Genomic DNA, 23,101 nt, shown 5'->3' on the forward strand with positions numbered 1-23,101 from the left:
CCGGGCCGGCGGGCCGTCGCCCGTACGTCGGACGGTCAGTCGTCGTCGGTGATGGTCCCGACCGCCAGCGGGTCGGCCAGCCGCAGGCTCAGCGGGCCGGCGACCGCGATCGCGATCCGCTCGTCCGCCTCGACCTTCCGGTCACCGCGGACGGTCACCGGGAAAGCCAGCGAGGTCTCCCCGGCGGGCAGCACCCGGCAACCCAGGTACGGGTCGAAGTCCGACCCGGCCGTGGCGGTCAGGCCGTCGGCGGCGGCGCAGATCCTCGTCGGCACCGACAGCGGCCGCGACACCGTCGCGGTGAACGTCAGGGTGCTGTCACCCTTGTCGCCCTCCACCACCGAGGCGTCGCCGACCCGCAGCGACGGCTGGGTACGGAAGCGCGCGACCTGCGGGTCGTGGTCGCTGGCGCCCCGCGAGCCGTCACCGGTGAAGTCGGCCGGCCAGTCGGCGTTGACGTGCGCGGCCCGCACCTGGACCAGGTCCTCGTGGAGCGCGTCGTTGACGAAGAGGTGGTCCAGCGTCTGCGCCGAGCCCTGGAAGCTGTACGAGTAGGCCGCCGAGGGCACGTCGGCCACCAGGTCGTCCCAGAGGTTGTGCAGGCCGGCCTCGTAGAGCGGGGCGAGCTGGTCCGAGGGGGTCGGGTTCGCACCGGTGGCGACCGGATCGTCCGGGCGGGGGAAGACGTTCAGGTCCCCGCCGTAGACCACCCGGGCGTGCCGGTCGGACTTCTCGATCGCGGCGACGATCGCCGCCCCGTACCGGGCCTGCTCGGTCCGCTGCCCGACCTTCGTGTCCGGGCCGGACGAGTAGTGGTTGCTCAGCGCGTACAGCAGGTGGGACTCCGCGGAGTCCGGCGTCGCCCGCACCACGAACTTGCCCAGCTGGGGCGCGCGGGTGAAGACGTTGGTGCCGTCCCGGCCGGTCGAGGTGTCCGTGTCCGCCGGCAGCAGCGCGTTGAGCGCCTTCGGGTTCTGCACGTCCGCGTTGGACGGCAGCCCGGCCGCGCGGTACTCCACGGTCGGAGCGGTGCCCAGCAGCGGGTCGGTGGCGGTCGCCCCGGCCAGCGAGAGCCGGTCGGTGCGGTAGAGGAACGCCGAGGTGATGCCGCGGGCGTCCGCGCCGGTCCGGTCGTACGCGGCGGCGTACGCCGGGCCACCGGCGGCGGCGACGGCGAGCGCCAGGTCCTGGAGAGTGTCCGGGGCGCCGTCGGCGTCGTTGGTGTCACCACACACCAGCTCGGTGCCGGAGACCGTGCAGATGTCCTGGTCCTCGGTCTCCTGCACCAGGATCAGGTCCGGCGAGTGCAGGTCGTTCCGGATCTGGTCGGCGAGCTCGGTGAGGTGCTCCCGGTACTCCGCCTCGTCGGCCGGCACGTAGTCGAACGGTGGGGTGACGCCGGTGCAGCCCGGGTTGCCGGTGAAGTCGCAGCCGTCGAAGGGGTCGTCCCGGTGGTCGTACAGGTTCTCCACGTTGTAGGTCGCCACGGCGGCCTCGCGGGAGCGGTTCGCCGGGCTCGGCGGGTGGTTCGCCGACGGGTCGGCGCCGGCGGTGAGGGAGAGCGCCTCCGGCTGCACGCTGAACTTGCTGAAGCCGTAGGAGACCGCCCCGTACGCGTCGGCGGCGAGCGTGTCGAAGGTACGGGCCGGCGGGAGCAGCGCGGTCGAATCGCCGGCGGTCGCCTTCACGCCGCCGCCGCCGAGCAGGATCCGCTGGCCGTTGCCGTTGTCGAAGCGCTGCCCCGGCACGTCGTCGAGCGGGTGGGAGTCCCGGAACACCCGACGGGCGTACGGGTCGGCCCGCGTCATCAGCGGGTCCTCCCGGTCGACCACCCAGACCTCGGAGTCGGCGGTGGAGCCGAAGACGTCCCGGGGGCCGGTCACGCCGCTGCCGGCGCGGACCCGCAGCCGGGCGCCCTCGTGCCGCTCCCAGAACCGGTCCGCGGCGCCCGCGTCGGCCGGCGGGGTCGCGTCGTGGACCGCGACGTCGGTGCCCACGTCCAGTCCGGAGGCGAGCTTGCGGACCAGCGAGGCGCTGGAGAGCTGGGTCTGGTTGAAGTACTCCGACACCCGGGCGCGCAGCACCACCTCGTCGCCGACGGTCGGCGCGTAGCCGCCGATCAGCGTGGTGAACGAGCCGGTGAAGACGAAGACGCCGTCCGAGCTGAGCGGGTCGCCGTCCTCGGCGCCGGCACGGCTCTGCAGGTAGAAGCCGTGCTGGTTGGCCCCGGCCGAGGTGCGGGTGAGCGACTTCTGGGTGATGACGCCGCGCACGTCGTACAGGGCGGAGCTGGTGCCGTTGCCGCTGGCCGGGGCGAGCGGGGAGCGGTCGGTCCGCGGGTTCTCGCCGTCCCGGGTCGGGCCCTGCACCTCACCGACCGAGAGCACGGTGGTGACCTGGACGGTGAGCGTGCAGGTGGCGGTGCCGCCCTCGGCGTCGGTGGCGGTCAGCGTCACCGCGTACGCCCCGCCGGGCAGGCCGGTCGCGGTGACCGTGGCGGTGGCGGTCCCGCCGGCCGCGGTGGCCGGGGTGAGGGCGGTGCGGCTGATCGAGCCGGTGGCCGGCGTCGGGCTCACCGCGGTGACGGCGAGGTCGGTGATCGTGTCGTCCGCGTCGGTGGCGGTGACCTGGCGGGTGGCGGTGGCTCCCGCCTCCAGGGTCAGCGTGCCGCCGCAGTTCAGCGCGGCGGGCTGGTCGACCGGGCCGCCGTCGTCGACGGTGTGCGCGCCCAGCCCGTCGAAGGTGTCGGTGGCGAAGCCGGCCCAGGTGGCCGCCGGGTCGAACGCGTTCGACGGCTCGGTGTCGCCGGACGTCACCGTGGGCAGCCGGCGCAGCGTGTTGTCGGCGGTGCCGGTGAGCCCGGCGCCCCACTCGGTGCCCGGGTCGACGCCGACCTGGCCGATCGAGTCGAGCACGGTGGTGCCCCGGCGGAGCACGATGGCGTCGTCGCCGTTGAACAGGCTCGCGCCGGTGGTCTGGTCGGCCTGGGCGAGCACCACGGGGGCGGCCGAGGCGGCGGCGAACACGAAGACGTCACCGGCGGCGACGGTGCCGCTCAGGGTCACGTTGGTGGGCGTGGTGGAGCCGTTGAAGTGCAGCTGCAGCTGGTAGCCGCCGGCGGTCAGGTCCACCGGGGAACCGGTGCCGTTGTACAGCTCGATCGCCTTGTTGTTCGACGAGCCTTCGACGTACTCGGAGATGAACAGGTCGGTGGGCGCGGCGGTGGCCGCGGTGGGTGCGACGCCGATGACCGGGATGGTGACGGCGGCGGCGGTTGCGAGCGCGGCGTAGCTGCGGCGCGGGCGCATAGGGCCTCCACGATGGGTGGACGTGACTAACGCACGTTAAGCCGCGCTGCTGGCCGCCGTCCATCCTCCGGACAGCGCGGTGGTGAACGACGGTCAGCGCGCGGCGTCGAGACGGTGCACCAGCTCGGCCACGTCCACGCTGTACTCGCACCAGTCCCGGTCGGGGCGGTAGCCCAGCTCGGCGTTCACCTTCAGCATCGCCTCGTTGGCCTGGGCGTTCCAGGTCTGCACCTCGGCCACTTCCGGCTCGGTCGAGCGCAGCTCCAGCAGCATCCGGGCCTTGATCGCCCGGTCGATGCCGTAGCCCCGGTGGTCCTGGGCCACGATCGTGTCGTACTGGTCGGCGCGGGTGGGGTGCTGGGCCGGCACCACCACCTCGGTCAGCCCGGCCACCTCGCCGGTCTGCTCGTGCAGGGCCAGCACGATGTACGGCTTCATGCCCCGCCGGTGCAGCGTGTCGAGGCTGTCCCGCAGCCGCTGCGGGTCGTACGAGCTGGGCCGCAGCTCGCCGTCGTCGACGTCGCGTACCTCCGCCTTGGCCCGGGCGTACGCCTCGATCAGGTCGTCCGGCGGGCCGCCCGGGCAGAACTCCAGGTGGTAGCCCGCGCCGACGCCGGTGGCCATCTCGGCCAGCGCCGGCCAGTCCACCGCGCCCAGGTCGAGCACGCTGCGGGTCTCCACGTACTCCTTGGCGAAGCCGAGCGACTCGTAGAAGGCGACCGCCGGGGTGTCGCCGACCACCTCGACCCCGATCGACTGGAAGCCCTCCTGGTAGACCCGGCGGGCGGCCAGCAGGACGAGGTCACGGCCCAGCCCGGTGCGCCGCACCGAGGGGTGCACCAGCACCTCCAGCACGCCGATGTCGCCGAGGAGCAGCACGTGCACGTGCCCCAGGATGGGGCCGGGCCGGCCGTCGGCGCCCGGGTCGCCCTGGGCCACCCAGGAGATCCGTCGTTCGCCCGGCATCACCTCGGAGAGGTATTCCCGCAGGGAGCTCTCCCGCCAGGGCGGGTCCTGCGGAAGATCCGCCGCCAGGACCGCGTTCAGCGTGTCCAGCAGCGACGCGATCTCGTCGGACGACGCGGTCCGGGGTTCCCACTCGCGCACCATCACCCCTACAGCTTGCCGGCAACGGTTGCCCGGGGGAAGTGTCCGGTCCGGCAATGTACGCGGACGATCACGTCACGTGTGGGTGGCCCGACCGTAGCCGTTGGCCTTGTCGAACACGTCCTGGGCGTACCGGCGCACGTCGTTGTAGGAGAGGATGGCGCCCCACCAGTCGCCCGGAATGGTCATGTTCCGGCCGCCCTTGCAGAGGTACCGCCCGGCGGCGAGCGCCGCGTCGTCCAGGTCGTGGGGGTCCTTGCGGCCGTCGTTGTCGGCGTCCGCCCCGATCTCCTGCCAGGTGGTGGGGATGAACTGCATCGGCCCGATGGCCCGGTCGTAGACGGTGTCCCGGTCGAAGAGCCCCCGGTCGGTGTCGGTGATCCGCATCCGGCCGCCCTGACCGTCGAGCGGATCGCCGATGATCTCCGGCTCCGCCCGGCCGTCCGGCTTGAGCGTGGCCCCGACGGCCTGGCCGTGCCGCGACTCGACGTACCCGATCGCGGCGAGGGTGGTCCAGCTCAGCTGGCAGCTGCGGTTGGTCTGGGCGAGCACCAGCTCGGCGTAGCCGTACGCCTGCATGGCCACCGGCGAGACGCCGATCCGGGCCCCGGTGGTCCGCGCCCACTCGGCGAGCGCGTCGGCGGGGCGGCCGGTGGCGGGCGGGACGACCGGCCCGGTCGGCGCCGCCGTGCCCGGCAGCGGGGTGGCCGGCAGCGGCAGGGCGGTGGTGGCCGGCAGCACGCTGCCGCCGGCCGCCGTGGGCGCCCCGAGGCCGGTGCCGGCGGTCGCGTCCACCGCGACCGGGCGGGGTGCCCGGACGGCCGCCGGCACCACCAGGGCGCCGACCGCCGCGGTCGCCGCGACCAGCGCGACCAGGAACAGCGCGGGCAGGGCCAGCCGCCCGCTGGGACGCCGGGACCAGGCCCGGGTGGCACGAGCCGCGTCGGCGACCGCCTGCCGGGGCGGCGGCAGCCGCACGGCGTGGGCGAACGGCACCCGCCGCCGCGCCGCCCGGCCGGCCGGGGCGGGCGAGCCCCCGGCGGCGGTCTGCTCGGCCAGGGCCGGCTCGCCGGTGCCGGTGTCCTGTTTGTCCTCGACCCGGGTGGCCCGGTCCGCGTCGGTGGTCGGCGTGGCCCCCGCCGGCTCGCCGGTGCGGGTGTCCTCTTCGGCCTCGGTGGTGGGGGTGGTCCGGTCCGCGTCGGCGGTCTCGGCGGTCTCTTTGGCCCCGGCCCCGGTCTGGTCACCGGACGACGGCGGGGGTGCCGTCTCGCGGGTCGCCCGGCGGGGGCGGGGCAGCGGATTGGCCTCGGGCGCGGCACCGGAGCTGGCGAGCGGGCCGTCGGGCGGCGTCGCCGGTCGCAGGGGGCGTACCGTCGATCTGTCCTCGCCGCTGGCCACCTGACGAGTATCACCCATGTCCGTCGGGGCGTCAGGCCCGGCCGTACGCTGACGGCATGCCCCGGTACGAGTTCCGTTGCCGCGCCTGCGGCGACACCTTCGAGGTCAACCGCCCGATGGCGCAGGCCGGTGAGCCGGCGTCCTGCCCCCAGGGCCACGCCGACACCGTCAAGCTCCTCTCCACCGTCGCGGTCACCGGCCGCGGCGGCGGCCCCGTCGGCGGCGCGCCACCGGCGCCGGCCGGCGGCGGCTGCTGTGGTGGTGGCGGCTGCTGCTGACCCCACCGGGGGAATCGACCTTGCCGGTGCGCAGGTGGAGTGGCACCTTGGGTTCCAGGTCGCCCGGCCGTTCTCACGATGCGTGACGACTCGACCATAGGGCAGCATGAACCCGACGTCAGGGGCGGAGGTTCCACGCATGTCGCCACGGATCCACCTCCCGAGCGGGTGGGTGACCTTCGTGTTCACCGACATCGAGGGTTCGACCCGGTTGGCCCAGCTGCTCGGGCCGGGCTACCGCCCGGTGCTGTGGGAGCACCGGCGGCTGCTCCGGGACACCCTCGCCGGCACCGACGGCGCGGAGCTGCTGACCGAGGGGGACTCGTTCTTCCTCGCCTTCCCCGACGCCGCGGTGGCCCTGACCGCTTGCCTGACGGCCCAGCGCGCGCTGTCCACTCACGACTGGCCGCACCCGGACGCCGCGCCGAAGGTGCGGATGGGGCTGCACACCGGCTACGCCGAACCGCGGGACGGCGAGTACGCCAGCCCCGAGGTGCACCGGGCGGCCCGGGTGGCCGCCGCCGCGCACGGCGGACAGGTGCTCTGTTCGGCGTCGACGGCCCGGCACGCCGACCCGCTCCCGGCCGGCGCCGCCCTGCTGGACCTGGGGCTGCACCGGCTGCGCGGCTTCGACGACCGGGAGCGGCTCTTCCAGCTCGTCGCGCCGGGCCTGGAGCGGCAGTTCCCGCGCCCGCGTACCGCCGACGCGGTGGCGCACAACCTGCCCACCCAGGTCACCTCCTTCGTCGGGCGGGAGACCGAACGGGCCGAGCTGGACCTGCTGGTGCGCCGGCACCGGCTGGTCACCGTGCTCGGCGCCGGTGGCGCCGGCAAGACCCGGCTGGCGGTGGAGCTGGCCTCCGGGATGGTCGAGGCGTACCCGGACGGGGTCTGGTTCGTCGACATCGCCACGGTGACCGACCCGGGCCTGGTGGCGTTCGCGATCGCCGCGGTGCTCGGGCTGCGTCCCGAGCCGGGCCGTCCGATGGTGGACACCCTCGTCGAGTACGCGGCGGTGCGCCGGATGCTGATCGTCCTGGACACCTGCGACGCGCAGCCGGCGGCGTGCGCCGAGCTGACCGCGCGGCTGCTCGCCGGCGGGAGCGGGGTGGCGGTGCTGGCCACCAGCCGCGAGTCCCTCAACCTGCCCGGCGAGGTGGTGTGGCGGATCCCGCCGCTCTCGGTCGACCCGCAGCCCGGCCGGGGCGAGAGCGACGCGGTCGCGCTGCTGCTGGACCGGATGGCGGCGGCCCGGGGCGGCCGGCCGCCGGACTGGGCCGAGGCCGGTGACCTGCGCCGGGTGGTGCAGCGGCTGGACGGCCTGCCGCTCGCCATCGAGCTGGCGGCGGCCCGGCTGCGGGTGCTCTCCGCCGGGCAGCTCGCCGCCCGTCTCGACGACGTGCTCGGCACGCTCGACGCGGGGCGGGGCGACCCGGAGCCGCCGGTGGAGCGGGGTTGGGCGGGCAACCAGCAGGACACCGTCGACCTGGTGGCCGCGGCGGCCGGTGGCGCACCGCCTTCCCCGGCGCACCGGGCGGTGCAGCGTTCCGCCACCGAGCGGCACCTCACCATGCAGGCGACGGTGACCTGGTCGTACCGGACGCTCGGACCGGGCGCCGCCCGGCTGTTGCGCTGGCTGGCGGTCTTCGCCGGCCCGGTCGACCTGCCCACCGTCGAGTGGCTGCTCGACGCCGACCCGCTCGACCCGCTGTCGGTGCTGGTGGACAAGTCGATGGTGCTGGCCGAGCCGCACGCCTCGGGGAGCACGTACCGGATGCTCGACCCGATCCGGGCGTACGCGGCCCGGCGACTGGTCCAGGCGGGCGAGGAACGGACCGCCCGGGACCGGCACGTGGCGTGGTCCGCGCACGCGCTGGAGGCGGCCCACCTCGGGCCGGACGGGCGCCCGGTCACCCTGTCGCTGTACGCACTGGACCCGCTGGCCGGGGAGCTGCGGGCCGCGCTGCGCTGGTGCACCACCGGGGGGAGCGCCCGGGCGGGCCTGCGGTTGGCCGGTGGGCTGGACCAGTGGTGGCGCGAGCGTGGGCTCTCCCGCGAGGCGCGGCTCTGGCTGTTCCGGCTGTACGGGCGGATCGCCGAGACCGGCGAGGCGATCCCGGAGGCGGAGCTGGCGGCGGCGTACCACCTGCATTCGCTGCACGCCGGCGCGGACGGCGAGTTCGCAGAGGAGTTGCGCTACTCGCAGCGGGCGGAGGCGGCGGCCCGGCAGGCCGCCGACGCCGGGCTGCTGGCCCGGGTGCTCGCCGGCCGGGCCGCCCCGCTGATCGACATGGGGCAGTTCGCCGAGGCGGAACGGGTCTGCCGGGAGGTCATCGACTGGGCGCACGAGCAGGGGGTGGCCGGCGACGCGCTCTTCGCCATCTACAACCTGGCCGAGCTGCTGTGGCGTCGGGGAGCGTTGGACGAGGCGGCGGAGCTGCTCGGGGCGGCCCGCCCGGTGGAGGCGGCCCGGCCGATCGAGCGGGGCCGGCGCTCGGTGGACATGCTCCTCGGCATGGTGGCGCTGGCCCGGGGCGACCTCGTCGCCGCGCACGAGCACCTGCTGGTGGCGCTCCGGTCGCGGATGAGCCACGGTTACCACGGTCGGGCCTGCGACACGGTGAACGCGGTGGCGGTCCGCTGCGCGGCGGGCGGGGACTCATCGACCGCCGCCCGCCTCTTCGGCGCCGCCCAGGCGACCCGGACGCAGTTGCGGGCCACGCCCGGCATCTACGGCACGTACTGGTTGGAGCAGCAGGCGGAGCTGCGCCGGGTGCTGGGCGACGCGGACTTCGACGCGGCGTACGGCGAGGGGGCCGAGCTGGGCCTGGAGGAGGCGGCGGCGCTGGCCCTGCGGGTGGAGCACCCGGATCTGGGGGCGGACTCGGTCCGCTTCGGCGTCTCCGGCGCGACCGCCCCGCGCCAGAGCGGCCCGGACCTCGGTCGCGGCGCCACCAGCCGGCTACCCGGGCCGGGGCGGTGACCGGGCCCCCTGTCCCGCCTCCGGCGTCGACAGGGGGCCCTTCGTTCAGCGCAGAGCGGCGCGGCGCTCGGCGTCGGCCTTCATCCGGGCGGCGCGGTCGAGGTCGGACTGCTGGACGGCGGCGGTGGAGCCGAAGATGCTGACCGCCTCGTAGTAGGTCCAGGCGAGGCTGTAGCAGGCCGGGCGGACCACCACGTGGTAGGTGGCGCAGACCCGCTTGAGGTCGGCGTAGAAGGCGCTGTCCAGGCGGGACTTGTTGGCGGAGAACTGGCCCATCGCCTTGTAGTTGCGGTAGCCGAAGTCGTGCCGGTAGCAGGAGAGGCTGAAGGAGAAGCCGAGCGGGTTGTCCGGGCTGGACGAGCAGTAGTCGGTCGACCAGTCGAACGCGTACTCCGACCAGGCGGCCTTGTTGAGGCGGCCGGAGTTCCAGGCGTGGTAGCTGGTCGAGCTGGTCTGGGTCCAGCTCGACAGGACGCTGAGCTTCTGCTCGGTGCTGACGGCGGCGGACGCGGGGGAGGCGAGGCCGAGCAGCGTGAGCAGTGCGATCGTGCCGGCGGCGAGGAGGGTGGCGAGGCGTCTGGACACGGGTACCTCCGCGGTGGTGTGCGGGCGGTGGGTTACCGGCGGGTCACCGGATGTCGATCAGTGTCGATCAAGCCCCGAACGCCGAGCGGCAGTCATCGTGAACTATTGGTGACATACGTTGAAACAGACGAATGCCCCGGACGCGGGAGGCGTCCGGGGCATCCGCCCGACGTCAGTGCACGAAGCGCGGCGGGCTGACCGGGCTCTCGTTGGCCAGCCGGTCCAGCGCGGTCAGCTGGTACGTGTACCGCCGGCCGGGCACGGCCGTGTCGTCCACCCAGGACTGGACGTCCCCGGCGGAACCCCGCACGGTGGCGACCAGGTGGCCGGCGTCGGCGAGGTCGCACCGGTCGGCGACGTCCAGCCCGTCGAAGCGGTAGACCGCGTACGAGGTGGCGTGCCCGAACGGGCCCTCGCCGTCGGCCGGCTGCCGCCAGGTCAGGCGTACCCCGTCGGCGGTCCGCTGCGCGCCGGTGACCACCGGGGGGAGCAGCGGCTTCGCCGGCAGGTGCGGCATGGCCGGGACCAGCGCCGGCCGGGAGTAGTGCTCGGCGGCGTAGATGTCGGTGGCCCCGAGCCGGTTCGCCTTCACCTGCACCGCGGAGAAGTGCACGTTGCCGAGCACCTCCGGGTACGACCGGTTGAGCGTCAGGTGGTCGGAGAGTTCGCGCGGGTTCTGCCAGTACGGCCCGTACGCCGGGTCACCGCTCTTGTAGTCGGCCTGGCCGATGTAGAGCTGCACCCGGGTGCCGCGCACCTGCTCGGCCCACCACGGCACCAGCCGCGCGTAGTCGGCGGCCGGGTACTGGCCGATGTACCAGTAGAGCTGCGGCACCACGTAGTCGATCCACTCCTGCTTGATCCACTTGCGGGTGTCGGCCGAGATGATGTCGTACGACTGGCTGCCGGTGGTGTCCGAGCCCAGCGGGTCGACGGAGGCGTTCCGCCAGATGCCGAACGGGCTGACCCCGAACTTCACCCACGGCTTGGCTGCCTTGATCCGGCCGCTCATCTCCTGGATCAGCAGGTTGATGTTGTCCCGTCGCCAGTCGGCCCGGTCGGTGAAGCCGCGGTTGAACTCGGCGAAGGTGGCGTCGTCCGGCACCTGGTGGGTGCCGCTCGGGTACGGGTAGAAGTAGTCGTCGAAGTGCACGCCGTCGACGTCGTACCGGTTGACCGCGTCCATCATCGCGGTCTGGACGAACTCGCGGACCGCCGGGATGCCGGGGTTGTAGTAGAGCCGGCTGCCGGCGACGCCGGCCGGCGGGTAGGCGAAGGTCCAGTCCGGGTGGGCGCGGGCCGGGTGGTCCGGCGCGAGCTTCGTCAGGTCCGCGCCGGCCCCGCCGGGGGCCGGCATGGAGATCCGGTACGGGTTGAACCAGGCGTGGAACTCCAGGTTCCGCTTGTGCGACTCGTCGACCAGGAAGGCCAGCGGGTCCCAGCCCGGGTCCTGCCCCCGCACCCCGGTCAGGAACTCCGACCAGGGCTCGTGCGGCGACGGCCAGAAGGCGTCGGCGGTCGGGCGGACCTGCACCACGACCGCGTTGTGGTTCAGCTTCTGGGCGAGGTCGAGCCAGCCGCGGTACTCGGCCTGCTGCGCGGCCACCCGGTCGGGGGCGGTCTGGGACGCCTTGCTCGGCCAGTCGATGTTGACCACCGAGGAGATCCACATCGCCCGGAACTGGCGCTTCGGGGTGGCCGGGTCGGTGGTGCAGGTGGTGGTGGAGGTGTCGGCGGTCGCGTCGGGTGCGGCGCTCGCGGGCGTGCCGGCGACGAGCGCGCCGAGCAGCGCCACGGCCAGCCCGGCGGCCCCGAGCCGAGTTGCCTTCATGCGGTGTGTCCCTTCGTCGGGCTCCCGTGGGTGGCGGCCGCCATCGGCAAGATTCGCCGCCGGCTATGTGCCGCTGGTAGAAAATTTTCACACCGTACGGGCTCAGCGCAAGGGTCTGACCCGGATGTCCGGATACCGGAGCCCGGGCAGGTCCAGCGGCGCGGCCCGCGCGGCGGAGAGTGACCAGATGCACACGGCGAGTCGATGCCGGGTTGGGGTGAGAAGTCGTGATTGGCGAGGGTCTGTGCTGGGTAGCATCGCCGGTCACCGGCCGCCACCAGGGTGGTCGCACGGTGGGGAGGAGTGCTCGGGTTGTCCATGCTGCGTACCAAACCGATCAAGGACGTCATAGCGCAGAGCGAGGCCGACGGCAGCGACGGCACACCGGGGCTCCGGCGCCGCCTCGGCGCCCGCGACCTCACCGGCTTCGGCATCGGCATCGTGATCGGCACCGGCATCTTCACGCTCACCGGCATCGAGGCGCGCGACAGCGCCGGACCCGGCGTGGTGATCTCGTTCGCCATCGCCGGCGTGGTCGCCCTGCTCGCCGCGCTCTGCTACGCCGAGCTGGCCTCCAGCGTGCCGGCCGCCGGCAGCGCCTACACCTACGCGTACGCCACCATGGGCGAGGTCGTCGCCTGGATCATCGGCTGGGACCTGCTGCTGGAGTTCGCGCTCGGTGCGGCGGTGGTGGCCCGTGGCTGGTCCGGCTACCTCGCCGAACTCCTCGGGCTGCCCACCGCCTGGTTCGGCGAGGAGGGCAGCATCGTCAACGTCGGCGCGATCGGCATCGTGCTGCTGCTCGGCATCGTGGCGATCGTCGGCGTCCGCGAGTCCGCGCGGGTGACCAACCTGCTGGTGCTGGTCAAGGTCGCCATCTGCGTCTTCATCGTGGTCGCCGGTCTGTTCTTCGTGAAGGCCGCCAACCTCACCCCGTTCATCCCGCCGTCGGAGCCCGCCGGTGGCGGCGACGACGGCATCAAGCAGCCCGTCACCCAGGCGCTGTTCGGGCTGGAGCCGTCGGTCTTCGGCTTCGTCGGGGTGCTCAGCGCCGCCGCGGTGGTCTTCTTCGCCTACACCGGTTTCGAGGCGGTGGCCAACCTGGGGGAGGAGGCCCGCCGACCCCGGCGCGACCTCACCCTGGGCCTGCTCGGCACCCTGCTGATCTCCACCGTGCTGTACATCGGGGTCTCGCTGGTCGTGGTCGGCATGGTGCCGTACACCGAGATCGACCGGGGCGCCCCGATCGCCTCCGCCTTCAACGCGGTCGGCGCCGGCTGGGCCGGGGCGCTCGTCTCCATCGCCGCCGTCGCCGGCCTGACCAGCGTCATCCTGGTCGACCTGGTGGCCATGGGCCGGATCGGCTTCGCCATCTCCCGGGACGGCCTGATCCCGCCCTCGATCGCCAAGGTGCACCCGCGCTGGGGCACCCCGTACCGGATCTCCGCCGTGATGACCGTGGCGGTGGCGCTGCTCGCCGGCTTCCTGCCGCTGTCGGCGCTGGCCGACCTGGTCAGCATCGGCGCGCTCTGCGCCTTCGTCATCGTCTCGGTCGCGGTGCCGATCCTGCGCCGCCGGCGCCCCGACCTGGACCGGCCGTTCACGGTGCCGTTCTCCCCGGTGCTGCCGATCGTCTCCGCGCTGGCCTGCTTCTACCTGATGCTCAACCTGTCGGTGGAGACCTGGATCCGGTTCCTCATCTGGATGGCGCTCGGCGCGGTCATCTACCTCGGCTACGGCTACCGCCGCAACCGGCTCGCCGCCCGCGGGCAGGGCGTCGCCCCCGAACCCCGGCAGCCGGCCGCCGGCAGCTGACCGCTCGTACGAACAGGCCCCCGGTCATCGCTCGGCGATGACCGGGGGCCCGTTTCACGTACAGCTCAGGGGCGCGGCTGCGGGCCGGCGGTGGGCCCCTTCACGGTCGGCCTGCCGTCGGTCCAGGTGACCTCGTCCAGCCAGACCTGACGGCCCGGGTCGGTGGTGCCCTCCTGGCCGGGTGGCCAGGCGTGGTACACCAGCCAGGTCCGGCCGTCCTTGACCACCATCGAGGCGTGGCCGGGGCCGGAGGCGACCTCGTTGGTCCTGAGGATCGGGTTCTCCGCGGCCTTCACGCAGGGACCGGTCGGGCTCTCGCAGACCGCGTACCCCTCGGCGTAGTCGGCCTTGTCGTAGGCGTTGGCGGCGAAGAAGAGGTACAGCTTCCCGTCCTGCCGGTGGAAGAACGGCCCCTCGATCAGGGTGCCCTCCCACGGCTCGGTCTGCTTGAGCAGCTTCGTCGGCTCGCCGACCAGGCTCAGCCCGTCGTCGGAGAGGCGCTGGGACCAGAGCCAGGTGTCCACCCCGATCGCGTTGCCGTCGTTCTTCCAGAGCAGCCACAGGCTGCCGTCGGCGTCCCGGAAGGGGCTCGCGTCGATCGCCCCGCCCAGCTCCGCCTGACAGATCAGCGGCCCGGTGGAATCGTCCCGGTACGGCCCCTGCGGGCTGCTCGCCACCGCCCGCCCGACGCACTGCCGGCCGGACTCCCGGCCGGCGACCGTGTAGTAGAGCAGGAACCGGTCCGGGGCCAGCTCGATCGCCTCCGGCGCCCAGGTCTTGCCGGCGTCGGCCCAGTCGGGCAGCTCGGGCAGGGCGTCGCCCGCCTCGCTCCAGTCGACCAGGTCGGCCGAGCGCAGCACCGGCACGTTGCGCCCGCCGCTGTTGGTGTGGAAGAGCCACCAGGCGTCCCCGGCCCGGATCACGTGCGGGTCGGGGGCGTCGGCGCGTACCACCGGGTTGGTGAACATGGTCGGGTCGCTCCGCGTACTCGAAGGGGTCGGCTCGTCGCCGCACCCGGCGACGAGCAGTGCGGCGGCGAGAACCGCCGCCGCACCACGTCGCCGGGACACCGGCCTCATCCCTTGAGGCCGCTGCGCGACACGCCCTGGATGATGTGCCGCTGTGCCAGCACGAACAGGATCAGCACCGGCACGCTGGCCAGCACCGCCCCGGCCATGATCACCGGGTAGTCGCTGACGTAGGCGCCCTGGAGCAGACCCAGGCCGGGCGGCAGGGTGAGCCGCTCGGGGCTGAACAGCACGTAGATCGGCCAGAGGAAGTCGTTCCAGTTGGTCAGGAACGACAGCACCGCCAGGGTGGCCAGGGCGGGCTTCGACAGCGGCAGCAGCACCCGGGTGAAGATCTGCCAGTGGTTCGCGCCGTCCAGCACCGCGGCCTCCTCCAGCTCCGGGGGGATGGAGATGAAGAACTGCCGCAGGAAGAACACCCCGAACGCGCTCGCCGCGCCCGGCACGATCACCACGGTCAGGGTGTCGAGCCAGCCCAGCCGGTCGGCGATCACGAAGTTCGGGATGATCAGCGAGGTGGGCGGGATGAACAGGGTGCCCACGATCAACGCGAAGCCCACGCCCCGGCCGCGGAAGCGCAGCCGGGCCAGCGCGTACGCGGCCATCGAGGCGGTCACCAGCACCAGCAGCGAGTGCAGGGTGGCGGCGAGCATGCTGTTGAAGAACCAGCGCAGCACCGGGTTGGAGGCGTTGCTGAGGATCTGCTCGTAGCCGTACGTGGAGAACGGGTTCGGCACGAAGCTGGGCGGGATCTTCTGTGCGTCGCCGTAGGTCTTGATCGAGGTGATGACCATCCAGACCAGCGGGGTCAGGAAGATCAGGGCCAGCAGCACCAGGACCGCGTAGCGCGCGGAGCGGCGGAGAGTCGTCATGGTCGGCCCCTCAGTCTTCCCGGTACCGGAAGAACCGGAAGTTGATCAGGCTGATCACCGTGAGCGCCAGCGCGAAGACGATGCTCATCGCGGCGGCCCGGCCGGCGTCGTTGTCCCGCAGCCCCTCGTCGACGATCCGCCACACCACGGTCCGGGTCTGCTGGCCCGGCGCGCCCTGGGTGATCAGGAAGGACTGACCGAAGACGTTCGCCGAGGCGAGGATCGTGGTGGTCAGCACGAAGAGCATGACCGGGCGCAGCCCCGGCAGGGTGACGTTGCGGAACCGTTCCCAGCCGTTGGCGCCGTCCATCCTCGCCGCCTCGTACAGCTCCGGCGAGATGTCCTGGAGGCCGGCCAGGTAGATCACCGCGTTGAACCCGGAGGTCCACCACACGGTCACCCCGACCAGCGACACCCACGCCCAGGGGACGTCGGTCACCCACGGGGTGTCCGCCGGCAGCCCGACCAGGCCGAGCAGCCGGTTGACCAGGCCCAGGTTCGCGTCCAGCAGGAATCGCCAGAGCAGACCGATCACCGCCACCCCGAGGACGTACGGGGCGAAGTAGATCGCCCGGAAGAACGTCCGGCCGGGGAACGACTTGTTCAGCAGCAGGGCCAGCCCCAGCGGGATGACCACCAGCAGCGGCACCGAGAAGACCGTGAAGATCGCGGTGGCCCGGACGCTCGACCACCAGTCGCCGTAGATCGCCGACTCGCTGTCGAACAGGTCCTTGTAGTTGTCCAGCCCGACGAAGGGCCGGTACGGCAGTTGCAGGTCCCACTGGTGCACGCTCAGCCAGACACCGAAGAGGATCGGCAGCAGGCCGAAGGTGAGGAACAGGAGCAGGTACGGCGCGAGGAAGAGGTAAGGGGTCGCGCGGTTGCCCCGGTTCGACACGCCCCGGCGGGTCTTCCCGACCGCCGGGGGCGGCGCGTCCTTGCGCGCCGCCCCGACCTCGATCACGTCCGCCAAGGGACTCAGCTCCCGTACTTCTTGCGGTTGTCCTCGAGCTGCTTGTTGGCCTTGGCGACACCGTCGTCCAGGGCCTGCTTCGGGGACTTCTTGCCCAGCGCCGCCTCGTTGAACGAGTTGTAGAAGGTGGTCATCACCTCACCGAGCCCCGGGGAGGCCGGCGGGAACGCCGCGTAGTCCAGCTCCGGCGCGAGCGAGGAGATCTGCGGCAGCGCCTTGAAGTCGGCGCCCTCGCGGACCTCCTTGCGGGCCGGCACCTGGCCGCCCTTGGCCCAGTCCAGCGAGTGCTCGCTGAGCCAGTTGATGAAGACCTTCGCGCCGGAGATCTTGTTGTTGTCGGCGCTGCGCTGCTTGACGATGGTGAAGTTGTGCGAATTCGCCCAGGCGGCCTGCTGGGTGCCGATCTGCGGCAGCGGGGCGACCCCGATCTGCGCGTTCGGGTCCTTGGCGATGTCGTTGATCTGCCAGATGCCGTTCCAGTTGAAGGCGTTCTTGCCGCTCTTGAGCGCCAGGTAGTCGGCGTCCTGGCCGACGTTCGCCGGGGAGTGGCCCTGCTTGATCAGGTCGACCAGCCAGGTGCACGCCTCGACGGCCTGCTCCGAGTTGAAGGTCGCCTTGGCCACCTCGGCGTCGAAGAGGGTGCCGCCCCACTGGTGCAGCAGCGAGTAGAAGGTCATGCCGCCGGTGAACTGGAAGGGGCTGATCCAGAAGCCCTGGATGCCGGACTTCTTCAGCTCCGTCAGCGCCGCGGTGTACTCGTCGCGGGTGGTCGGCGGCTTGTTCGGGTCCAGGCCGGCCTTCTGCATGACGGCCTTGTTGTAGTAGAAGCCGAGCGGGTGCATGTCCAGCGGGATGCCGTACCGCTTGTTGTTGTAGAGCCCGCCCTTCCAGACGGTGGGGGCGAAGTCGCCCTCGCTGAGCTCCAACGCCTTCGACACGTCGTCCAGCTCGGTGATCACACCGCGGGCGGCGAAGGTGGCCAGCTGGTCCATGTGCATGACCGCGATGTCCGGGCCGGAGCCGCTGGAGACCGCACCGGGGAGCTTGCTGTAGTAGTCCTCCCACCGGTACGTGTTCACCGCGATCGCGATGTTCTGGTGCTCGGAGTTGAACTGCTCGACCAGCTTCTTGAAGATGTCCCCGTCGCCGCCGGTGAACCCGTTCCACAGGTTCAGCGAGACCTTGGGGCCGGTGTAGTCCTTGCCGCCGTTGCCGGAGGCGGTGGACTTGCTGGCACTGCCGCCACCGCAGCCGGCGAGGGTCAGCGAGGCGGCCGCGCCGAGGCCGACGCCGAGCCCGAGCAGGCGCCGCCGGCTCATTTCGTTCTGCATCATGCGGTTCTCTCCTTGGGGGGGACGGAATTAAGTATTACCTGGTCAGAGCCGGGGCGCGAAGCGCAGGACGTTCCAGGAGACCGCCGGCAGGCGCACGGAGCACCGACCGCCGTCGGGGGTGGGGGTGGGCAGTTCCCGCGGCGTCACCCGGTCGGGCTCCGCCTCGGTGTTCATCGCCTCCGGGTCGTCGCCGGCGGCGAGGCTCAGGTGCTCGACTCCGCGCAGGCCCGGCAGGCCACGCAGGTCGAGGTCCAGGGGGAGGTCGTCGGAGCCCCGGTTGACCGCGAAGACGGTCAGCTCGCCGGTCTCCTCGTCGTGCACCGCGACGGTGTCCAGCACCGGGACGGCGCCGTACTTCTTCGTCTCGTAGTCGGGCGAGATGGGCTCGGTGCGCAGCACGGTGCCGCGGGCGTACCGGGCGGTCAGCGCGAACGGGTGGAAAATGCTCTGCCGCCAGGCCGGGCCGCCGTTGCGGGTCCGGATCGGGGCGATCACGTTGGCCAGCTGCGCCTGGCAGGCGACGCCCACCCGGTCGGCGTGCCGGAGCAGCGTGATCAGCAGGTCGCCGACCACCACCGCGTCGACGGCGGTGAAGTCGTCCTCGATCAGCGCCGGCGCCTCGACCCAGCCGCGCCGGTCCAGGTCGGCCTGGAGGCGGGACTCGTACCAGACGTTCCACTCGTCGAAGGAGATCTTGAGCTTGCGCTTGTGCCGCTGCTTCGCCGCCACGTGGTCGGCGGTGGCGACCACCTCGGTGATGAAGTTGTCCATGTCCACGGCCGAGGCGAGGATGCTGGCCCGGTCACCGTCGGACGGGTCGTAGTAGGTGTGCGCGGAGATGTAGTCGACGTGCTCGTAGGTGTGCTCCAGCACAGTCGCCTCCCAGGAGGCGAAGGTGGGCATGCGCCGGTTGGAGCTGCCGCAGGCGATCAGGCTGATCGAGGGGTCGATCATCTTCATCGCCCGGGCGGCCTCGGCGGCGAGCCGGCCGTACTCGTCGGCGGTCTTGTGGCCGACCTGCCACGGGCCGTCCATCTCGTTGCCCAGGCACCAGAGCCGGACCCCGTACGGGTTCTCCGCGCCGTGCTTGCGGCGCAGGTCGGAGAGCTGGGTGCCGCCCGGGTGGTTCGAGTACTCGAGCAGGTCCAGCGCCTCCTGGACGCCGCGGGTGCCGAGGTTGACCGCCATCATCGGCTCGACGCCGGCCTCGGCGGCCCAGGTCATGAACTCGTCCAGCCCGAAGGCGTTGGTCTCGATGGTCTTCCAGGCCAGGTCGAGCCGGCGCGGCCGGTCGCCGACCGGGCCGATGCCGTCCTCCCAGCGGTAGCCGGAGACGAAGTTGCCGCCCGGGTAGCGGACCACCGAGACGCCCAGCTCGCGGGTCAGGTCGAGCACGTCGCCGCGCAGGCCGCGCGAGTCGGCGGTGGGGTGACCGGGCTCGTAGACCCCGCCGTAGACGCAGCGCCCCATGTGCTCGACGAACGAGCCGAAGAGCCGCCGGTCGGCGGGTCCGATCGCGAAGGCCGGGTCGATCGTCAGCTGAGCACTGCGCAAGGGGTGCCACCTTTCCGTTCACTGTGCCGGGTGACCAGGAGTCACTCCGTCCCTACGGTTTCTACAACGTTGTAAGCAACGTTGTAAAGGGTTCGTTACACGATAGAGTCCGAGGCGGTTACCCGCAGGAGGGACGAGATCGTGCGACACAGGCTCAAGGACGTGGCCGAACGGGCCGGAGTGTCGGTCAAGACCGTTTCGAACGTGGTCAACGGCTACCTGCACGTGAGACCGGACACCCGGGCCCGGGTCGAGGAGGCGATCGCCGAACTCAACTACCGGCCCAACCTCTCCGCCCGCAACCTGCGCAAGGGGCGGACCGGGGTGATCGCCCTGGCGGTTCCCGAACTGGACATACCGTACTTCGCGGAGCTGGCCCGGCACGTGGTCGCCGCCGCCGCCGAGCACGGCTGGACGGTGCTGATCGACCAGACCGGCGGCGGCCCCGAGCAGGAGCGGGTGGCCGCCTCCGGCATCGCCGACCACATGATCGACGGGTTGATCTTCAGCCCGCTGGCGCTCACCGCCGACGACCTCGCCAACCTGGACGGGATGCCGATGGTGCTGCTCGGCGAGCGGGTCGACCACGGCCCGGCCGACCACGTGGTGATCGACAACGTGGCCGCCGCCCGGGAGATCACCGGCCACCTCGCCGGTCTGGGCCGCCGCCGGATCGCCGCCATCGGGTCGCAGCGCACCCCGGAGGGGGCCAGCGCCCGGCTCCGGCTGGAGGGCTACGCCGCCGGGCTCGCCGACGCCGGCATCACGTACGACGACCGGCTGGTCGCTCCCGCGCCGGCCTGGCACCGGGCCGACGGCGCCGCCGCCATGCGGCAACTGCTCGACAGCGGGGCCCGCCCCGACGCCGTCTTCTGCTTCAACGACACGCTGGCCCTCGGCGCGCTGCGCGCCCTGCACGAGGCCGGCCTGCGGGTGCCCGAGGACGTCGCGGTGGCCGGCTTCGACGACATCGAGGACGGCCGCTTCTCCATCCCCACCCTCAGCACCATCGCCCCCGACAAGGAGCGGATCGCCCGCCTGGCGGTCGAACTCCTGGCCGGCCGCCTCAACGGCGACCGCGCCGCGCCCCCACGCGAACTCCAGGTCCCCTACCAACTGACCCCGCGCGAATCCACCCGGTCCACCACCACCTGACCACCCCCGGCGGGCGCGGTCAGTCGAAGAAGCGGGCCAGCTGGGTGGGGGTCGGCCCCTCGGCGCCCGGGGCGAGCGGGGTGAGGTCGGCGAAGATCGAGGCGCCGTCGCAGCCGGCGTGCAGCGGATACCAGCGCGGGGTGCCCGGTGGGCGCTGACCGCAGATGCCCTTGACCGTCTGCACGTCCAGCAGGCGTACGTGGGTCGGGTCGGCGACCGCGTTGACATGCCCCCACCAGGGGCTCATCACGTGCAGCACACCGCCCGGCCGGAGCACCCGGTGGCACTCGTCCACCAGCGGCAGGAAGTCGATCAGGTGCTCCAGGATGTGCACCGCGAAGAGCGCGTCGACCGAGTCGGTCGCCAGCGGCAGCGAACCGGAGAGGTCCGCCACCGCGTCCACCCCGGGCGCCGGGAAGATGTCCAGGCCCAGGTTCGTCGGGTACTGCTTCTGGCCGCCGCAGCCCAGGTCCACCACCACCGGGTCGCGCCCGTCGACGCGCACCCGGTCCCAGACCCCGTACACGCCGGCCAGCCGGCCCACCAGCGCCCGGACCAGCCGCAGCTCGTCCGGCTCGGCCACCTCGCCGGTCAGGTGGGCGACGCCCCGGTCGAACCGGACCTCCACGGCGAGGTCCCGCAGCCGCTCGTCGTGCCGGGCCTGGTCGGCCCAGGACTCGGCGAGGAACCCGTCGATCGCCCGCAGCCGGTCGGCCGAGGGCGGTGTCTGCGCCAGCGCGACCATGGCCACCTCCCGCCGGCCGTTACCCGCAGCGCCGCCCGGTATGCCTCGCCACCGGACGGTTCAGCCGGAGATGGTCCGCCGGGCGGTCCGGCCGGCGCCCCGGACCCGCTGGCGCGGCGTCGCGGCCTTCGGCCGCTTCAGGTGGTAGCGGTGCAGCTCGTTGTTGCCGGGCAGGGAGGGGTCCTCGCTCATCGCGACCAGCTCCCAGCCCTGGTCGCCGGCCCGGTTGAGGTGGGCCAGCGCGGTGTCGCCGTACGGCGTCACGTCGATCATCGAGCCGTCCGGGCCGTACCAGATGAAGACGACCTCCCAGCCGACGTCGGTGGTGGCCGCCTGGCGGCGCCGGACCAGCAGCGCGTACTCCCACTTGAGCATGAGGTCATTCTCACCCCGCGCGCGCCCGGCGGCACGGATCAATCCTCGGCGATCCGTCCGGCGTCCACCCGGAGCCGCCGGTTGACGCTCACCGCGTCCAGCATCCGCCGGTCGTGGGTGACCAGCAGCAGCGTCCCCGGATAGTGGGCCAGCGCCGACTCCAACTGCTCGATCGCGGGCAGGTCCAGGTGGTTGGTCGGCTCGTCCAGCACCAGCAGGTTCACCCCACGCCCCTGCAACAGGGCCAGCGCGGCCCGGGTCCGCTCGCCGGGGGAGAGGGTCGCCGCCGGCCGCAGCACGTGCGCCGCGCGCAGGCCGAACTTGGCCAGCAGCGTCCGCGCGTCCGCCGGGTTCAGCTCGGGTACGGCGGCGCCGAACGCGTCCAGCAGGGGCTGGTCGCCGAGGAAGAGCCCGCGGGCCTGGTCGACCTCGCCGACCACCACCCCGGGGCCGAGCGCGGCGTGCCCCTCGTCCAGCGGCAGCCGGCCCAGCAGCGCGGCGAGCAGGGTCGTCTTGCCGGAGCCGTTCGCCCCGGTGATCGCCACCCGGTCGGCCCAGTCGATCTGGAGGTCCACCGGTCCGAGGGTGAAGGCCCCCCGGCGGACGACCGCGCCGCGCAGCGCGGCCACGACCGCCCCGGCGCGGGGCGCCGCGGCGATCTCCATCCGCAGCTCCCACTCCTTGCGCGGCTCCTCGACCTCGTCCAGCCGTTCGATCAGCCGTGCGGTCTGCTTGGCCTTCGCCGCCTGCTTCTCGGTGGCCTCGCTGCGGAACTTGCGGCCGATCTTGTCGTTGTCGGTGGCCTTGCGTCGGGCGTTCTTCACACCCTTCTCCATCCAGGCCCGCTGGGTGCGGGCCCGGGCCTCCAACGCCGCGCGGGTGTCGGCGTACTCCTCGAAGTCGGCGCGGGCGTGCCGGCGGGCCACCTCCCGCTCCTCCAGGTACGCCGCGTAGCCGCCCCCGTAGTGCCGGACCTGCTGCTGGGGCAGGTCCAGCTCCAGCACCCGGGTCACCGTACGGGTGAGGAACTCCCGGTCGTGGCTGACCAGCACGGTGCCGGCCCGCAGCCCGGTGACGAACCGCTCCAGCCGTTCCAGGCCGGCCAGGTCGAGGTCGTTGGTGGGCTCGTCGAGCAGGAAGATGTCGTACCGGCTGAGCAGCAGCGAGGCCAGCCCGGCCCGGGCCGCCTGGCCGCCGGAGAGGCCGGTCATCGGGTGGTCCAGGTCGACGGTCAGCCCCAGCTCCGCGGCGACCTGCTCGGCGCGTTCCTCCAGGTCCGCGCCGCCCAGGGCGAGCCAGCGCTCCAACGACTCGGCGTACGCGTCGTCGGCGCCCGGGCCGCCCGCGGTCAGCGCCTCGGCCGTCGCGTCCAGCACCGCCTGCGCCTCGGTGACCCCGGTACGCCGGGCCAGGAAGTCGCGGACCGTCTCGCCCGGCCGGCGCTCCGGCTCCTGCGGCAGGTAGCCCACGGTGGCGCTCGGCGGGTTGAGCGAGACGCTGCCCAGCTCCACCGGCTGGAGCCCGGCGAGGGTCCGCAGCAGCGTCGACTTGCCCGCCCCGTTCACCCCGACCAGCCCGACGACGTCCCCCGGGGCGACCACCAGCTCGAGGTCGGAGAAGAGCAACCGGTCACCGTGCCCGGCTGCGAGGTCCTTGATGATCAACGTGGCGCTCATGAGGAGCCGAGCCTATCCCGCACGATCCAGGGGAAATCGGTGCCGCGGGAGATCGTTCCACCGCGGTCTCCCCGCAACCGGCGG

17 protein-coding genes are annotated in these 23,101 nt (G+C 72.9%); 4 read left to right on the forward strand and 13 right to left on the reverse strand.

The window, feature by feature from the left end; translation table 11 throughout:
• Positions 1-35 precede the first annotated feature (35 nt).
• The 3 genes from AC5L3Z_RS00655 to AC5L3Z_RS00665 form a co-directional block, all read right to left on the reverse strand.
• Positions 36-3,308, reverse strand: coding sequence for a lamin tail domain-containing protein (locus AC5L3Z_RS00655; RefSeq protein WP_494838735.1), 3,273 nt, complete (start codon positions 3,306-3,308; stop codon positions 36-38).
• A gap of 93 nt (positions 3,309-3,401) precedes the next feature.
• Positions 3,402-4,418, reverse strand: a complete 1,017-nt coding sequence (locus AC5L3Z_RS00660; RefSeq protein WP_494838736.1) for a GNAT family N-acetyltransferase — start codon at positions 4,416-4,418, stop codon at positions 3,402-3,404.
• Positions 4,419-4,490: 72 nt separating this feature from the next.
• A complete protein-coding gene (locus AC5L3Z_RS00665; RefSeq protein WP_494838737.1) occupies positions 4,491-5,813 on the reverse strand; it encodes a lytic transglycosylase domain-containing protein in 1,323 nt (440 codons plus the stop codon).
• A gap of 56 nt (positions 5,814-5,869) precedes the next feature.
• Here AC5L3Z_RS00665 and AC5L3Z_RS00670 point away from each other — a divergent pair, with 56 nt between their 5' ends.
• Positions 5,870-6,091 carry an FmdB family zinc ribbon protein gene (locus AC5L3Z_RS00670; protein WP_334533080.1) on the forward strand — a complete coding sequence of 74 codons (222 nt, stop codon included), beginning with the start codon at positions 5,870-5,872 and terminating at the stop codon, positions 6,089-6,091.
• A 139-nt stretch (positions 6,092-6,230) separates the two neighbouring features.
• A complete protein-coding gene (locus AC5L3Z_RS00675) occupies positions 6,231-9,074 on the forward strand; it encodes an ATP-binding protein (protein WP_494838738.1) in 2,844 nt (947 codons plus the stop codon).
• A 45-nt stretch (positions 9,075-9,119) separates the two neighbouring features.
• Here the strand turns inward: AC5L3Z_RS00675 and AC5L3Z_RS00680 are convergent, their stop codons facing one another.
• Both AC5L3Z_RS00680 and AC5L3Z_RS00685 read right to left on the reverse strand, forming a co-directional pair.
• Complete coding sequence (locus AC5L3Z_RS00680) at positions 9,120-9,659, reverse strand: phospholipase (protein ID WP_494838739.1); 540 nt, start codon at positions 9,657-9,659, stop codon at positions 9,120-9,122.
• Positions 9,660-9,831: 172 nt separating this feature from the next.
• The gene (locus AC5L3Z_RS00685) at positions 9,832-11,490 is read right to left on the reverse strand and encodes a glycoside hydrolase family 10-like protein (RefSeq protein WP_494838740.1); all 1,659 of its coding nucleotides are present in this window, start codon (positions 11,488-11,490) and stop codon (positions 9,832-9,834) included.
• Positions 11,491-11,808: 318 nt separating this feature from the next.
• Between AC5L3Z_RS00685 and AC5L3Z_RS00690 the strand changes: the two genes are divergently transcribed.
• Positions 11,809-13,305, forward strand: coding sequence for an amino acid permease (locus tag AC5L3Z_RS00690; RefSeq protein ID WP_494838741.1), 1,497 nt, complete (start codon positions 11,809-11,811; stop codon positions 13,303-13,305).
• Between the two features lie 65 nt (positions 13,306-13,370).
• Here AC5L3Z_RS00690 and AC5L3Z_RS00695 read toward each other — a convergent pair whose 3' ends face one another.
• Genes AC5L3Z_RS00695 through arfA form a run of 5 tightly spaced genes read right to left on the reverse strand, consistent with a single transcriptional unit; the run spans position 13,371 to position 19,066 of the window.
• Entirely contained in the window at positions 13,371-14,384 is a 1,014-nt protein-coding gene (locus AC5L3Z_RS00695; protein WP_494838742.1) for a glycoside hydrolase family 43 protein, read from the reverse strand.
• Entirely contained in the window at positions 14,381-15,205 is an 825-nt protein-coding gene (locus tag AC5L3Z_RS00700; RefSeq protein WP_334533098.1) for a carbohydrate ABC transporter permease, read from the reverse strand. The genes AC5L3Z_RS00695 and AC5L3Z_RS00700 overlap by 4 nt, the downstream gene beginning before the upstream one ends.
• A gap of 10 nt (positions 15,206-15,215) precedes the next feature.
• A complete protein-coding gene (locus tag AC5L3Z_RS00705) occupies positions 15,216-16,169 on the reverse strand; it encodes a carbohydrate ABC transporter permease (protein WP_334533147.1) in 954 nt (317 codons plus the stop codon).
• A gap of 14 nt (positions 16,170-16,183) precedes the next feature.
• A complete protein-coding gene (locus AC5L3Z_RS00710) occupies positions 16,184-17,512 on the reverse strand; it encodes an ABC transporter substrate-binding protein (protein ID WP_334533101.1) in 1,329 nt (442 codons plus the stop codon).
• A gap of 42 nt (positions 17,513-17,554) precedes the next feature.
• Positions 17,555-19,066 carry an arabinosylfuranosidase ArfA gene (arfA, locus tag AC5L3Z_RS00715; protein ID WP_494838744.1) on the reverse strand — a complete coding sequence of 504 codons (1,512 nt, stop codon included), beginning with the start codon at positions 19,064-19,066 and terminating at the stop codon, positions 17,555-17,557.
• Between the two features lie 141 nt (positions 19,067-19,207).
• On the opposite strand from arfA, the gene AC5L3Z_RS00720 reads away from it, so the two are divergent.
• Positions 19,208-20,221: a LacI family DNA-binding transcriptional regulator gene (locus tag AC5L3Z_RS00720; protein WP_494838746.1), complete on the forward strand. Its 1,014-nt coding sequence runs from the start codon at positions 19,208-19,210 to the stop codon at positions 20,219-20,221.
• Positions 20,222-20,240: 19 nt separating this feature from the next.
• On the opposite strand, the gene AC5L3Z_RS00725 is transcribed toward AC5L3Z_RS00720, so the two are convergent.
• Genes AC5L3Z_RS00725 through AC5L3Z_RS00735 form a run of 3 tightly spaced genes read right to left on the reverse strand, consistent with a single transcriptional unit; the run spans position 20,241 to position 23,017 of the window.
• Complete coding sequence (locus tag AC5L3Z_RS00725; RefSeq protein ID WP_494838748.1) at positions 20,241-20,966, reverse strand: methyltransferase domain-containing protein; 726 nt, start codon at positions 20,964-20,966, stop codon at positions 20,241-20,243.
• Positions 20,967-21,026: 60 nt separating this feature from the next.
• A complete protein-coding gene (locus AC5L3Z_RS00730) occupies positions 21,027-21,341 on the reverse strand; it encodes a hypothetical protein (protein WP_334533111.1) in 315 nt (104 codons plus the stop codon).
• Positions 21,342-21,379: 38 nt separating this feature from the next.
• Positions 21,380-23,017 carry an ABC-F family ATP-binding cassette domain-containing protein gene (locus AC5L3Z_RS00735; protein WP_494838750.1) on the reverse strand — a complete coding sequence of 546 codons (1,638 nt, stop codon included), beginning with the start codon at positions 23,015-23,017 and terminating at the stop codon, positions 21,380-21,382.
• Positions 23,018-23,101 lie beyond the last annotated feature (84 nt).

The organism is Micromonospora sp. LZ37 (assembly GCF_059359015.1).

Bases quoted from the DNA above. Each gene is read 5' to 3' on its own strand.
- AC5L3Z_RS00655 (WP_494838735.1), bottom strand. From the start codon at position 3,308: ATGCGCCCGCGCCGCAGCTACGCCGCGCTCGCAACCGCCGCCGCCGTC.
- AC5L3Z_RS00660 (WP_494838736.1), bottom strand. From the start codon at position 4,418: ATGGTGCGCGAGTGGGAACCCCGGACCGCGTCGTCCGACGAGATCGCG.
- AC5L3Z_RS00670 (WP_334533080.1), top strand. From the start codon at position 5,870: ATGCCCCGGTACGAGTTCCGTTGCCGCGCCTGCGGCGACACCTTCGAG.
- AC5L3Z_RS00675 (WP_494838738.1), top strand. From the start codon at position 6,231: ATGTCGCCACGGATCCACCTCCCGAGCGGGTGGGTGACCTTCGTGTTC.
- AC5L3Z_RS00685 (WP_494838740.1), bottom strand. From the start codon at position 11,490: ATGAAGGCAACTCGGCTCGGGGCCGCCGGGCTGGCCGTGGCGCTGCTC.
- AC5L3Z_RS00690 (WP_494838741.1), top strand. From the start codon at position 11,809: ATGCTGCGTACCAAACCGATCAAGGACGTCATAGCGCAGAGCGAGGCC.
- AC5L3Z_RS00695 (WP_494838742.1), bottom strand. From the start codon at position 14,384: ATGAGGCCGGTGTCCCGGCGACGTGGTGCGGCGGCGGTTCTCGCCGCC.
- AC5L3Z_RS00700 (WP_334533098.1), bottom strand. From the start codon at position 15,205: ATGACGACTCTCCGCCGCTCCGCGCGCTACGCGGTCCTGGTGCTGCTG.
- AC5L3Z_RS00710 (WP_334533101.1), bottom strand. From the start codon at position 17,512: ATGATGCAGAACGAAATGAGCCGGCGGCGCCTGCTCGGGCTCGGCGTC.
- AC5L3Z_RS00725 (WP_494838748.1), bottom strand. From the start codon at position 20,966: ATGGTCGCGCTGGCGCAGACACCGCCCTCGGCCGACCGGCTGCGGGCG.
- AC5L3Z_RS00730 (WP_334533111.1), bottom strand. From the start codon at position 21,341: ATGCTCAAGTGGGAGTACGCGCTGCTGGTCCGGCGCCGCCAGGCGGCC.
- AC5L3Z_RS00735 (WP_494838750.1), bottom strand. From the start codon at position 23,017: ATGAGCGCCACGTTGATCATCAAGGACCTCGCAGCCGGGCACGGTGAC.